The organism is Chitinophaga sp. 180180018-3, from assembly GCF_037893185.1.
Classification (GTDB): Bacteria; Bacteroidota; Bacteroidia; order Chitinophagales; family Chitinophagaceae; genus Chitinophaga.
The window spans coordinates 7,246,133-7,259,238 of record NZ_CP140772.1 but is presented as its reverse complement, the minus strand read 5'-3'; the positions used below and the strand labels follow the sequence as shown (position 1 = coordinate 7,259,238).

Annotated in this window: 11 protein-coding genes; 7 read left to right on the top strand and 4 right to left on the bottom strand. The window is 44.5% G+C overall.

Annotated elements, in window-relative coordinates; genetic code table 11:
• Window positions 1–9 precede the first annotated feature (9 nt).
• The 3 genes from UNH61_RS28580 to kbl all read right to left on the bottom strand — a co-directional run bounded on the left by UNH61_RS28580 (window position 10) and on the right by kbl (window position 3,355).
• Window positions 10–1,029 carry a VWA domain-containing protein gene (locus UNH61_RS28580; RefSeq protein WP_326995419.1) on the bottom strand — a complete coding sequence of 340 codons (1,020 nt, stop codon included), beginning with the start codon at window positions 1,027–1,029 and terminating at the stop codon, window positions 10–12.
• Between the two features lie 186 nt (window positions 1,030–1,215).
• Window positions 1,216–2,022 (bottom strand): class D beta-lactamase, encoded by an 807-nt coding sequence (gene blaOXA, locus UNH61_RS28575; protein ID WP_326995418.1) that lies wholly within the window; start codon window positions 2,020–2,022, stop codon window positions 1,216–1,218.
• Between the two features lie 142 nt (window positions 2,023–2,164).
• Window positions 2,165–3,355 (bottom strand): glycine C-acetyltransferase, encoded by a 1,191-nt coding sequence (kbl, locus tag UNH61_RS28570; protein ID WP_326995417.1) that lies wholly within the window; start codon window positions 3,353–3,355, stop codon window positions 2,165–2,167.
• A gap of 380 nt (window positions 3,356–3,735) precedes the next feature.
• On the opposite strand from kbl, the gene UNH61_RS28565 reads away from it, so the two are divergent.
• From UNH61_RS28565 to UNH61_RS28535, 7 genes are all read left to right on the top strand, one after another.
• Entirely contained in the window at window positions 3,736–4,221 is a 486-nt protein-coding gene (locus tag UNH61_RS28565) for an RNA polymerase sigma factor (protein ID WP_326995416.1), read from the top strand.
• A 32-nt stretch (window positions 4,222–4,253) separates the two neighbouring features.
• Entirely contained in the window at window positions 4,254–5,348 is a 1,095-nt protein-coding gene (locus UNH61_RS28560; protein WP_326995415.1) for a zf-HC2 domain-containing protein, read from the top strand.
• Between the two features lie 16 nt (window positions 5,349–5,364).
• Window positions 5,365–6,315 (top strand): outer membrane beta-barrel protein, encoded by a 951-nt coding sequence (locus UNH61_RS28555; protein WP_326995414.1) that lies wholly within the window; start codon window positions 5,365–5,367, stop codon window positions 6,313–6,315.
• 29 nt (window positions 6,316–6,344) lie between these two features.
• Entirely contained in the window at window positions 6,345–6,692 is a 348-nt protein-coding gene (locus UNH61_RS28550) for a hypothetical protein (RefSeq protein ID WP_326995413.1), read from the top strand.
• A 145-nt stretch (window positions 6,693–6,837) separates the two neighbouring features.
• Window positions 6,838–9,777, top strand: a complete 2,940-nt coding sequence (locus UNH61_RS28545) for an insulinase family protein (protein WP_326995412.1) — start codon at window positions 6,838–6,840, stop codon at window positions 9,775–9,777.
• 116 nt (window positions 9,778–9,893) lie between these two features.
• Window positions 9,894–11,111, top strand: coding sequence for an IS4 family transposase (locus tag UNH61_RS28540; protein ID WP_326992991.1), 1,218 nt, complete (start codon window positions 9,894–9,896; stop codon window positions 11,109–11,111).
• Window positions 11,112–11,350: 239 nt separating this feature from the next.
• Complete coding sequence (locus tag UNH61_RS28535) at window positions 11,351–11,917, top strand: L,D-transpeptidase (protein ID WP_326995411.1); 567 nt, start codon at window positions 11,351–11,353, stop codon at window positions 11,915–11,917.
• A gap of 177 nt (window positions 11,918–12,094) precedes the next feature.
• Here UNH61_RS28535 and UNH61_RS28530 read toward each other — a convergent pair whose 3' ends face one another.
• Window positions 12,095–13,036, bottom strand: coding sequence for an alpha/beta hydrolase (locus UNH61_RS28530; protein WP_326995410.1), 942 nt, complete (start codon window positions 13,034–13,036; stop codon window positions 12,095–12,097).
• Window positions 13,037–13,106 lie beyond the last annotated feature (70 nt).

The following is a 13,106-nucleotide window of genomic DNA, read 5'->3' as shown; positions in this document are numbered from 1 at the left end:
CGTTGTAAATTAAGCTGCGGTTGAGCCGGAAGGCTGTTTGAAACGAACTTCCGGAATGAAAAATTCAATCAGCAGCAGTGCCAGGCATATGCCCAGAAAATATTGAAAATAGCTGTTATAATCAGTGAATACGTTTTCGCCGAACTCTTTCTGTTCCATACTATCGATCTTATTTACCAGGGTATTCACTACATCATCTGTATTGTTATCCAGGTGCTGGTAGATCCCTTTTCCGGCGGCGGCTATTGATTTGAGCTCGGTTTCATTGAGTTTGGAAATAACGGTTTTACCTTCCCGGTCTTTTTTATAACCCCCTGTTTCCGGATCGGGTAGCGGAGAGCCGGTAGGGGAGCCGATACCGATCGTATTAGTGGCGGTTCCATTTTCGAAGGCTGCTTTGGTCCGCTGGATGGCTGTTTCGTCATGATCCTCTCCATCGGAGATAATGATCAGTGCTTTATGTTTCCTTTCTTTTTTGTTAAAAGCGTCGTCAGCAACCTGTATGGCCTGTCCAATGGCGGTTCCCTGTGTGGGAATCATATCGGGAGATACCGTACTGAGATACATTTTTGCTGCGGAGTAATCTATGGTGAGGGGCATCTGAAGGTAAGCATTGCCTGCAAACACCACCAGCCCGATTCGGTCGTTATCCAGCTTGTCCATTAGCTTACTGATCAGCTGCCGCGCACGGGAAAGCCTGTCGGGTTGTATATCGGTAGCCAGCATACTTTTGCTGACATCCAGCGCAATCATTACATCCACTCCCTTGCGGGTGATTTTTTCCATGCGACTGCCTTTCTGTAGGTTGGCGAGACCAACCACCCCAAAGAAGAAGGCGAGAAAAATAAGCAGGAATTTCAGTACAAACAGCTTCCGGGAATAGCCGGTAAAAAGTTTTTCCACCAGGGCCTGATCTCCAATGCGGCGTATAGAGCGGCGTTTCCACCAGGATACCCCCAGAAATGCCGCCTGTAATACCAACAAGAGTATCAATGCCCATAAATATTCGCTATGCTGAAATCGTAACATATTCGTTATTAAGATATCCGTTACCGGTAGTAACCCTGGTAAGATACCAAAAATAATTTTTTTGTCTCTTATTGCAAGCCAGGGGCGGGGTTTTATCGTTTTTTTAACGCTTACCCCCGTCTTTAAAGCAAAGAGAGCAAAGATACTACGGGTATCCCTGCTCTCTTCCAAAAAATAAAGTCGGTGCTACATTTCTCCTTTGAAATATCCGGCATCAGTAAGGATGTTCCTGAGGATCTCCATTCTGATTTTGGGGATATCGAGGCTGGGGTCCTCGGTTTCCAGGTTCAGGACGAAGAAGGAGGGATGCCTGTTTTCTTCTATCCAGCCTACTATCCAACCGAGGCGTTTGGTGTTATTGTAACGGCCCATCCCTGTTTTATAGGAGAGTTCGTATTTAGGCGCCTTCTCCATGAGCATTACATCTCTGACCGTTTTCATAGTGGTTTTGGCGAAGGGGAGCTGATCGAAATACAGCTTTTTCACCAGGCCCAGCTCTTCGTCGGGAGAAATCTGCAGGGAATTGTCGAGCCAGAAAGTGTCGATCCGGCTGATTTTCATGTTGCCATATTTGACAGAATCCAGCCACATCTGCATGGTCGGTTGGCCGATCCGGCGGGCTACCTCCTGGTAATAGGGCACTGCCGACAGCCGGAAAGCCTGGGCCATGGTCAGGTCCTGGTTCCAGTCAGGTACATCCCGGGTAACACCATCCCATTTGATCACCATGTTGGTATCTTTGATGGCGCCGGTATGCAAGCCCACAAGGGTATTGAATATCTTGAAGGTAGAAGCAGGCAGAAAACGTTTTTTAGCCCTTTCGAGGTTATATACTTTAAATTCGCCCTGGCTGTTGTTGAATAGCATGAAAGTACCTTCCAGCTTGTGTTGGGCAAAATATTTCTCCCAATCTTTCTCTTCTTTTACATTATTGGGTGCACAGGCAACCATAAACAGACCCATTGCCAATAATAACCAGCCAAATCGTTTCATTCTTGTGTTGATTAAGTTGCTGCAAAAATAGGGTAAAGCATCGAAACAGCTGTCAGCCTTTAGTTTTTAGCTATTAGTAAAAATGCAACGAAGACCACCATACTCTGTGATCTCCGCTGCATTTGTATTAAAAGCTAAAAGCTTAGTGCTTGATAACGCCAAGTTCCCGCCCGATTTTGGTAAAGGCTGCAATGGCTTTGTCCAGATGTTCCTGTTCGTGGGCGGCGCTCAGCTGCACACGGATGCGGGCCTGCCCTTTGGGTACCACGGGGAAAAAGAATCCGATCACGTAAATGCCTTCCTGCAGCAGTTTGTCCGCAAACTGGGCGCTCAGCACAGCATCATACAGCATTACGGGTACTATCGGGTGGTCGCCGGGTTTAATATCGAAACCGGCTTCCGTCATTTTGGTGCGGAAATACCGGGTATTATGTTCCAGTTTATCGCGGAGGGCGGTTGTTTCACTCAGCATATCCAGTACAGCGATGGAAGCGCCTACGATGCTGGGGGCTACTGAGTTGGAGAACAGGTAAGGACGGCTGCGCTGGCGCAGCAGGTCGATCACTTCCTTACGTCCGCTGGTGAATCCTCCGGATGCACCACCCAGGGCCTTACCCAGGGTACCGGTGATAATGTCTACCCGGCCCATTACATTCCGGTATTCGTGGGTGCCTCTTCCGGTTTTTCCGAGGAAGCCGGAAGAATGGCTCTCATCGATCATCACAATAGCATCGTACTTGTCCGCTAGGTCGCAGATTTTGTCGAGCTGCGCAATGGTACCATCCATGCTGAAGGAACCGTCTGTCACAATGATCCTGCTACGGCAGTCTTTAGCCTCCTGTAATTTCACTTCCAGATCGGCCATATTGTTGTGCTCATAGCGGAAACGCTGTGCTTTGCAGAGCCTGACGCCGTCGATAATAGAGGCGTGGTTCAGGGCATCGGAAATAATAGCGTCCTGCTCACCAAAAAGAGGCTCAAATACGCCACCATTTGCATCAAATGCGGCTACATATAAAATTGTGTCTTCTGTACCCAGGAATTTAGCAATCTTTTCCTCCAGCTCCCGATGAATATCCTGTGTGCCGCAGATGAAGCGAACGCTGCTCATACCGTACCCGTGCGTATCAATTGCTTCTTTGGCAGCTTTGATCACAGCAGGATGCGAAGAAAGCCCCAGGTAGTTGTTAGCACAGAAATTCAGTACCGTTTGGCCTCCCACCTGTATTTCAGCTCCCTGCTCAGAGGTGATGATGCGTTCTCTCTTATAAAGACCGGCTTTGTTGATATCATCCAGTTCTTCCCGTAAACGGGTTATAAACTTCTCATTCATAAAAATTGCTATGTTTTAAGTGGATCTTCCAAAATTAAGTGCAATAAATGTATTGCGATTATTTATCGCGTAAATGAGTAACGACCGGATATGCAAAAAGTTTGACTGAGGTGTAACATTTAGTTGCTGGACTCCGTCATAATACTATCATGATTATAAATGCCATGAAATGAAAACTGATAATTCTATCAACCGAAGAGAAGTACCAAAAGGGTATATTTTATAATCGGCTGATAATCAGTTTGAAAGGTGTTGGTCCTGCAACTGTGAGCGCGTAAATAACCAATTTAGAGTAGGTGTGGGCAACAAAATGGACTTTGTCAATGATAGGTATTAAAGTATTTGTCGGAAATTAGCGCTAAAATCCCCGCACCACCTGAATGACGGAAAAGGAGTACAATAAGTGTGTGGATCTGTATTCGGACAATCTATTCCGCTTTATCGTAAAAAATCTTGAACACGCGGAAGATGCAAGGGACGTAGTACAGAATTCATTCGAAATATTGTGGAAGCACTGCAAGGACGTGCCTTTTGAAAAGGCTAAGTCTTATTTATTTACAGTTGGCTACCACAATATGATCGATCATGTGCGTAAGGTGAAGCGGATCACATTGGTAGACCAGTTTAAGGAAGAAGAGAAAGTTGCTGATCACAAGGTGCATAACGCAAAAGAAGTGATAGAAAAGGCCTTGTCAAAGTTGAGCGAAGTACAACGCTCCTTGATATTGCTGAAGGACTATGAAGGGTACTCTTATGAAGAGATCGGCGAAATGATGAATCTCAGTCCTTCGCAGGTAAAAGTCTACCTGCACCGGGCAAGAATACATCTGAAGAATTATCTGGTCAAAATGGAAAATGTTATATAACAAATTGATAAACAATATATTAATTTAATTACTTGTCTATCGAAATTAACATATCAAACTACGAATCGTATTTTCTCAGCTACATAGATAATGAGCTGAGCGACGCGGAACGTGCGGCGCTGTTGGTTTTCCTGGAAAATCACCCTCAATTCCGGCAGGAACTGGAATTGCTGGAAGGCACCCGTCTGGTACCGGATACGGATATCGTTTTTGATAATAAGGCAGCCCTCTATCGTAGTGGGCAGGAAGAGCTGGATTATGAGGCATTGATGCTGAGTTATATTGATGGAGAGCTTTCTGGTGCTGAAAAGAAGGAACTGGAGGAACATCTGCAACAGCAACCTGCAGCAAGGAAAGAGCTGGCGCTATTACAGGCGGTAAAACTGAGCCCGGATACATCACTGGTATTCCCGGATAAAACAACTCTTTACCGGACCAGCCAAAGGAAGCCGGTCTTTATTTACAAGCGGATAGGATGGGCTGCAGCAGCAGCTGCTGTAGCGGGCATTATTTTCTGGCTGTCTGTTGGCGGAGATCATACTTCTAAGAATGCCCCTGTTGTTGCCAGTCATACCCCGGCTGTGACTTCCCCGGTAACCCCGGCCCTTCCGGAGCAAAAGCAAACGTCCTCCTCACCAGAGGTGGCCACCGCACCTGCTGAAAAACCAGTTATTCTTGCTGATGCAACAGTAAGTAAGGCCCCAAAAATCAACAAGCCGGTATTGGCAAATACTGCTAAATCGCTTGCCAAATCACACCTGAAAAAAGAAGAGGCAGATGTTGCTATGGCATCAGCTGCTGCTCCCAGGCAGGACGCGCCTATAGTGACCTCCTTACCTGTACAACGAAATGCGGTAGACGAAGTTGTGGAACAGCACCTGCAACAGGCAGCCAATGCCCAGGTAGCGGCTGTTCGTCCGGAAGTTAACAGAGAAAAAGAAACAGTACTCGCGGCCAGTGTGTCAACAGCTGCTAATGCGGCCAGCACTAACAAGGTGGTGCCTGCATCGGAGCCTCAGAGTGTACACGGTGAACTGATCATGTCGGTCAGTGGCAGCGATAGTAAGATATTAGATAAGGTTACTAATGTGGCGAAATTTTTCTCCCGCAGGCGAAATAAATCATAAATAGTGGTCATCGCATATGAAGCATAAAATTTTACTTTTTTTATTACTGGCTATTTGTGGAGAATGGGCTCATGCGCAGAAGGCAGATACTAAAAGCGTCCCAGCCACCACAGATACTATTCAAATCAAGGGTCTTATTCTCCTGAAATGGAAAAATGAAAAAGGAAGAACCAGCTATAAGTTATATAAGGATACAGCTTATGCCCGGCAGAAGCTCAAGAAGAACCTGCAAACCAAATGGTTCGTCTTTGATATAGGCTTTAATAATTACATTGACCGGAGCGACTATGGCGGAGCCCTTTTCCTGAATTACTACCCCAATCAGAGTACTTACTATAATGGGGCATTGGCAACACCCGCGCCAGCGTCCAGGTCGTATGATTATTCGGCACAGGGACTGCAAACATTTGCGCCAAGGGAAGCAAGTGACCCTTTAACTCCATCTGAATTTAAACTTATCACCGGAAAATCGATCAATTTTAATATCTGGTTATTTCAACAGCGACTTAATATAACAAAACACAAACTTAACTTGTTATATGCTTTGGGTCTGGAAATGAACAATTACAGGTACGCCCGTAATATTACTTATGTGCCGGGTTACCCCACCAAAATAATCAGAGACTCTGTAGAATTTTCAAAGAATAAGCTATTTGCCGAATATGTTACTATCCCGGTGATGCTTAATTTTAATTCTAACCCTGCCCGCCCTGGCCGTGCGTTCCAGGCGAGCTTCGGCGTCTCTGGCGGATACCTGCTGAAATCCAGAACCAAGCAGGTAAGTGCAGAAAGAGGGAAGGTGCGTAAAACGGACGACTTTAATTTAAATAAATGGCGTTTTGGTCTTACAAGTGAATTGGGTTATGGACCAGTAAAATTGTATGCAAATTTTGCCCTTACGGCATTACATGACTATGGATTACAACAATATCCATTTTCGATAGGTATCCGTTTGAACGGATTCTAAGATTTTTTAGCCAGTCCTAAAATGTATTTATGCGTTCTTTTGTTGCTTTGATGACATGTATTGGTTGCATTGCATGGATTCATTCCTGTGAAAAACGTTTATTAGGCGTTAGACTCGAAGACAAAAACCTTATTAACAACCAGGCACAACCATTACCCGTAGCCGTTACACCAGCTACTGCTATTGCGCCAGCTTTATCTGTTTCTCTGGTAACCATTCCAGCCCAGGAAGCCAGCCTGGTTGCTGCCGCCATCCGGAGGGGTAAGAAACGCTTAAAAAAGCGGGTGGATACCGAAAATATTGCAACAGACTCTATGCTGTTTACCAATGCATTGGTCAGGGGCCGGTTCACTGTTTTTCCGGTTAATACACCCTGAGCCAACAACAGGAAATTTATCTTGTTGACCCACTGGTTTCAGAACCAGATGACCGTTCTATATCTACCGTTCATATATTTCTATCCCTTTTCCATTTTTATAATTCACAGTTCCGGTATATTTGAAAGCAAAACCAACTATTTGTATGAGTCTTAAAAGAGTCGTATTACTATTCCTGTTTGCCTGCTCGCTGCAATTGGCTGTTGCCCAGGGCAAATTTCAATGGAAAGGGGCCTCTTCCGGCGGTTATACTTACAAGTATGTGACCGATGACCCCATGAAGGCCCGCTTTTATACCCTAAAAAATGGGTTGACAGTTATTTTGAGTGTTAACAAGAAAGAGCCCCGCATCATGACATTGATTGGTACCAGGGCCGGTAGCAACAATGATCCGAAAGATCATACTGGTCTTGCCCACTACCTGGAGCATCTTCTGTTCAAAGGCACTCAACAATATGGATCTCTCGATTGGGCAAAGGAGAAGCCACTGATCGATAAGATCTCTGACTTGTACGACAAGTACAACAAAACCACGAACCCTGCTGCAAGGAAAGCCGTTTATCATGAAATCGACAGCGTATCCGGTGTTGCTGCCAAATACGCCATTGCCAATGAGTACGATAAAATGATGACGGGTATGGGCGCTCAGGAAACTAACGCGCATACCTGGGTGGAAGAAACCATTTATGAGGAAAATATTCCATCAAATGCCATTGATAAATATCTCACTGTTCAGGCAGAACGCTTCCGTGATCCGGTTTTCCGCCTGTTCCACACTGAGCTGGAAGCAGTATATGAGGAAAAGAACAGAGGATTGGATAACGACGGCCGCAAGGTATATGAAACCATGCTGGCGGCACTTTTTCCAACTCATAACTATGGCCAGCAATCTACCATCGGTACTGTAGAGCATCTGAAAAACCCGAATCTGAAGGTAATCCGTCAATTCTATAACGAATATTATGTACCGAATAACATGTCGGTAGTAATGGCCGGTGATTTCGATCCTGATTATGTAATCAAAACCATCGATGAGAAATTTGGTTACATGAAAGCGAAGCCAGTGAAGGAATATAAACCAACACCTGAGTCGCCAATCAAATCGCCAGTTGTAAAAGAAGTACTTGGCCCGGATGCTGAAAGCATCGACATCGCATTCAGAATGCCCGGTGCCCTCGATACTAAATCCAGTCTGATACTTGGCGTGCTGGGATCTATCCTGCAAAACGGCAAAGCCGGCCTGCTGGATCTGAATATCAATAAACAGCAAAAGGTGCTGAATGCCAGTGCTGGTGTGATGTCTCTGAAAGATTATTCTATCTTCTCCCTGAGTGGAAAAGCTAAACAGGGCCAAACACTGGATGATGTAAAGAACCTGTTACTCGGCCAGCTGGAAATTCTGAAGAAAGGCGACTTTGATGAAACACTCGTTAAAGCGATTGTTAATAATGCTAAACTGGATGAGCTGCAAGGACTTGAAAATAATAATAACAGGGCCAAATCACTGATGGATGCCTTTATCAAAAGCCGGGGTAAGAACTGGGCTTTCGATGTATCCTACGTGGATGATATGAATACGGTTACCAAGAAGCAGATCGTAGATTACGCCAACAAGTATCTGGATGATAATTATGTGATCGTTTATAAACGCAAGGGCGAAGACAAGAATATCCAGAAAGTAGAAAAACCGGCTATTACACCAGTGGAAGTGAATAGGGAAGCTCAGTCGGCTTTTCTGCAGAAAGTTGGAGCCATGCCGGCTACACCTGTGAAACCGCAGTGGCTGGATTATGAAAAGGATATCCAGAAAGCAACTGTGGGTAGTACAGATATGATGTACGTTCAGAACAAAGACAATGGTCTTTTCCGTTTGTACTATCGTTTCGACATGGGTACCTGGAGCAATAAAAAACTCGCGCTTGCTGCACAGTATCTACAGTTCCTCGGTACTGATAAATATACCACCGAACAGATCAGCAAGGAGTTCTATAACATCGCATGTAATTTTAACGTTTCAGCTTCCACTGAAAATACTGTAGTGGTAATTACAGGTTTGCAGGAGAATTTCGACAAGGCAGTATCATTATTTGAACACATCATTGCCAACTGTAAGCCGAATGAAGAAGCGTTGACAGCGCTGAAAGCCCGTTTACAGAAAGCCCGTACCGACAGCAAACTGAACAAGGGCGCCATTATGAAAGGAGTGATGAACTATGCTATGTACGGAGCTAAAAATCCGTTCAATAATCAGTTATCGCAGACTGAGCTGGATGGTATTACTGCCACTGAGCTTACCAACATATTACATGAGTTGCCTTCCTATAAACACACCATTATTTATTGGGGGCCTCAGCCATTAGCTTCGGCTGCTGCAGATATAAAGAAACTGCATACACTTCCTGCCAGCTTTAAAGCTGCTCCGGAAGCCGTTAAGTTTGTAAAAGATAACCAGGATAAAAATCAGGTGTTGTTTGCGGATTATGATATGGTGCAGACAGAAGTAAACTGGCTGAGAAATGCAGATACTTACAGTCCGGCGAAAACCGGTATCATCTCCCTGTTCAACAGTTACTTCGGTGGAGGCATGGGCTCCGTGGTATTCCAGACCATCCGCGAATCAAAAGCACTGGCTTATTCTACCTATGCTTTCTATGTGTCGCCCGATAAGAAAAGTGAACGCTATTCGGCCATCGCTTACGTTGGCAGCCAGGCCGATAAAATGAACGATGCTATCCAGGGCATGAATGAACTGCTGAATGATATTCCGCGTTCCGACAAGCTGCTGGAAACTTCCAAAGAAAGCATGAAACAGGATATCGAAACAGAACGTATTACTAACGACGGTATCATCTTCAGCTATCTTGCTGCGCAAAAACTCGGATTAAACTACGACGTTCGTAAAGAAGTGTATGAGTCTATCGATAAAATGAACTTCGATGAAGTTAAAAAATTCCATGACGAGTACCTGGCGCATAAGCCATATACTTATTGCATTGTAGCGTCTGAAAAGAAGATCAGCATGGACGACCTGAAGAAGTATGGAGACGTGAAGAAGCTGTCTCTTGAGGAGATATTCGGCTACTAGAATTAGGAATTACGAATCATTGGTGTCCGGGGAAAAAAAGAAGTCAATGAATAAAAACGGGGACAATCGTCCCCGTTTTTTGGTATTTTCAAGTTACCACACTTAAAAAAAGTACCATGAGTAAAGGTATATATTTTACCGGACAGCCGATATTTAGTCAGTTACTTTCTTTTATTCCCAGACCGCTGGTGAACAAATTAGCCATTCACTATCAGGCAGATCGTTGCTGTAAGCGATTCAAGACCTATGATCATCTGGTGACGCTACTTTACAGTATAATTAATCAGTGTAGCTCCTTGCGGGAGGTTACTACAGGCATGCTGGCCTGGGAGCACCGACTAGCCCATCTGGGCATCACCCATCCGCCCAGAAGGAGTACTATTTCTGATGCCAGTATACGTAGAGGTACAAAAGTTTTTGAAGCCATCTACCTGGAACTATTAAAGCGGTATGGACAATTTTTACCGGACAGCCGGCCGGCAAAACTGGCATCAAAACTTTATCTGTTTGATTCTACCACTATCAGCCTGTTTCAGCAGATATTAAAAGGGGCAGGTAAATCTGATATGGATGGAAGACGCAAAGGCGGTATTAAAGTACACACTTTAATGAGAAGCGATCAGGATGTACCCTGTATGGTTAGATTCAGCGCTGCTGCCAAAGCTGATGTTTCCTTTCTTAAAAAAGTGGTGTTACCTGCCGGGTCAATCCTGGTATTTGATAAAGGATACAGAGACTATAGTGCTTATAACACTTTGGATGAAGGAGCCATTACATGGATAACCCGTAACATCGATAGTTCCATTCATACAATTATCGAAGATCGTCCCATCAGTGAGTCGCAGGTAAACAAGGGGGTTTTAGCTGACCGGGAAATTGAGTTAGGACATAATCATAATAAAAAAAATGCTAAGGTAAAGGCCCGACTTATTACTTATAAGGACAAAAAAAGCGGCCATATCTTTGAATTTATAACTAATGATTTTCATCTCAAACCTGCTACTATAGCTGATTGTTATCATAAAAGGTGGCAGATTGAATTATTATTTAAGCGGCTAAAGCAAAATTATCCCCTTAGATACTTTCTGGGAGATAGCCCCAATGCTATTAAAATACAAATCTGGTGTGTAATGATTGCTGATCTTATTCTTAAAGTAATCAGCTCTAACTACAAATGCAAATGGTCCTTTTCTAATCTGGTTAGTATGGTCAGGCTACATATGATGACTTATATGAACCTTAAAGCCTTTATCACGGCGGCCGAAAAAAGCCTTTTAGACAGGTTCAATCAGTATAAAGCTAAAGATTCTCCGCTTTTGCTATTTGCCACATAGGGGCCTGGAACTTTAAATATCCCTTTTTTGAACCTTTTATGCCCGTAAAACCTAGGCTTTTTGATCAAGCCTAAGTTTTACCGGACACCAGTAATTACGAATTACGAAATGGCGGGTAGATAGTAAGCGCGAAGATTAGCTTCGCTACTATCTACCCGCTATTTCGTAATTCGTAATTCCTAATTCGTAATTACAATATTTCTCCCTCAAAAACCGTTATCAGGATATTTATAGCTCCTATGAACAAGTGTCGTCATTACTGGTGGATAGCTGCCATGCTGCTATTGCCACTAAGTGGATTTAACAGCGAATCTGATTTATACTCTGTAAGATTGACCACAGCCAACATTGATCCGGACAAAATTTTTCTGCTTATAGACAAGAGTGATTACAGATTGTATGTGTATGAAGATGTGACTTTGAGAAAGATCTACAAGGTTGTTTTCGGAAGTCGTGATCAGGGGGATAAACTGGTGGAAGGGGATCGGAGAACTCCTGAAGGTACATTCCATATTCAGAGTAAACGCTATGATAATAGCTGGAGCCGGTTTATGCTGTTGGATTATCCAAACGAGGCATCCTGGCAGAAATTCCACCATGCTCAGGAAGAAGGTAAAGTATCTTTCAACGCTACTATTGGCGGGGGAATAGGTATACATGGTGTGGAAACTCATTCCGGTATCCGCGATAGCTATGTGGAGTCCCGGATTAACTGGACTTTGGGATGCATTAGTATGAAAAATGGAGATGTGAATGAATTATACGAAATATTGAAAGTAGGTACTCCGGTTGTAATACGTCGGTAAGGTTTTTGCTGAACATTTCAGGGTGACTTCCGGCGGCAGCCATCTGCTTTAATTTAGTATTCAACAGCGGTTGTACGGCATCTAGTGGCGCAGTGATCCTGCACCATGACTCCAATATAAAACATGAAGGGTCAGATCCTGTGAAGAGCGCGCTCCACTCGTATGGTGCGCGCTTTTTTATTGCAGGAATGCGGTAACCTCCCTCATCCAGGCAACTGAATCCTTGCCGCAGAAAGACTGGTGGCCGGCATCGGGGAAAATATACAGCTTCTTCTGTTGGGAGGAAAGATGCGTAAATACTTCCTGTGTTTCGTGAGGCATTACCCTGATATCCTTCTGGCCGTAGAAATAAAGTACCGGTATATGGATCTGCCGGGCGTAACTCTCAGGTTTAAAAGTACTTGCGTTGAAACCCAGTTCCAGGCCTCCCCAGAAGGTTAGCAGTTGGGAAAGAGGACTGGCCGGAAGATGCACAGCTCGCATACGGCTTTTCACCGCATCTGTAAGTGTTGCAAACGGACATTGAAGGATCAGCTTTTCAGGTGTCAGCTGGTATTCCGGCACCGCCTTTAATATGGCTGCAGCACCCATGCTTACTCCCCAGAGTATTACCGGATTGTCGCTCCTGCCGCGAACGTAATCCCAGGCCAGTTTTACATCTTCGGCCTCCCGGTACCCAATGGTACAAGCATGGCCATCGCTGTTGCCATGAGCACGGAAATCGAGCAGGAAAGTATTATAACCCAGTCTGCGGAAGCGTTCTGCCTCCGGAAGAAGAGAACCTTTATTACCGTTATACCCATGAAACAGGATCACCGTACCCGCAGGGGCGTCGACCGGTATCCACCAGCCTTCCAGCTTCAGATTGTCTTTGGTTTTCAGCCATATTGTTTCGTAAGGAACAGTAGGGTGTACCGCTGTTACTGATTTTGAAATACGGACACCAAAAAATATCATCTGCAGTTTTTCACCCATGTTCATTTGCTCCGGCAGCTTGTTTTTATGCCCTTTGTCGTCGTAGAAATGAGTGAATTTCCAGGCATGAAAGGCTGCTATTACATTGAGTAATATAAAAAGAGACAGACAGATCCAGGCTAGTTTCTTAAAGAATGGCTTCATCGGTTGTATTATAAAGAAGGGACGTAGAAGTAAGTTTCTACATCCCTTTCTACAAAAATGCGGAAAATAT

Excerpts from the sequence above, each read along its gene's own strand:
- kbl (WP_326995417.1), bottom strand. The coding sequence starts at position 3,355 with ATGAATGAGAAGTTTATAACCCGTTTACGGGAAGAACTGGATGATATC.
- UNH61_RS28550 (WP_326995413.1), top strand. The coding sequence starts at position 6,345 with ATGCGTTCTTTTGTTGCTTTGATGACATGTATTGGTTGCATTGCATGG.
- UNH61_RS28535 (WP_326995411.1), top strand. The coding sequence starts at position 11,351 with ATGAACAAGTGTCGTCATTACTGGTGGATAGCTGCCATGCTGCTATTG.
- UNH61_RS28580 (WP_326995419.1), bottom strand. The coding sequence starts at position 1,029 with ATGTTACGATTTCAGCATAGCGAATATTTATGGGCATTGATACTCTTG.
- UNH61_RS28545 (WP_326995412.1), top strand. The coding sequence starts at position 6,838 with ATGAGTCTTAAAAGAGTCGTATTACTATTCCTGTTTGCCTGCTCGCTG.
- UNH61_RS28565 (WP_326995416.1), top strand. The coding sequence starts at position 3,736 with ATGACGGAAAAGGAGTACAATAAGTGTGTGGATCTGTATTCGGACAAT.
- blaOXA (WP_326995418.1), bottom strand. The coding sequence starts at position 2,022 with ATGAAACGATTTGGCTGGTTATTATTGGCAATGGGTCTGTTTATGGTT.
- UNH61_RS28540 (WP_326992991.1), top strand. The coding sequence starts at position 9,894 with ATGAGTAAAGGTATATATTTTACCGGACAGCCGATATTTAGTCAGTTA.
- UNH61_RS28530 (WP_326995410.1), bottom strand. The coding sequence starts at position 13,036 with ATGAAGCCATTCTTTAAGAAACTAGCCTGGATCTGTCTGTCTCTTTTT.
- UNH61_RS28555 (WP_326995414.1), top strand. The coding sequence starts at position 5,365 with ATGAAGCATAAAATTTTACTTTTTTTATTACTGGCTATTTGTGGAGAA.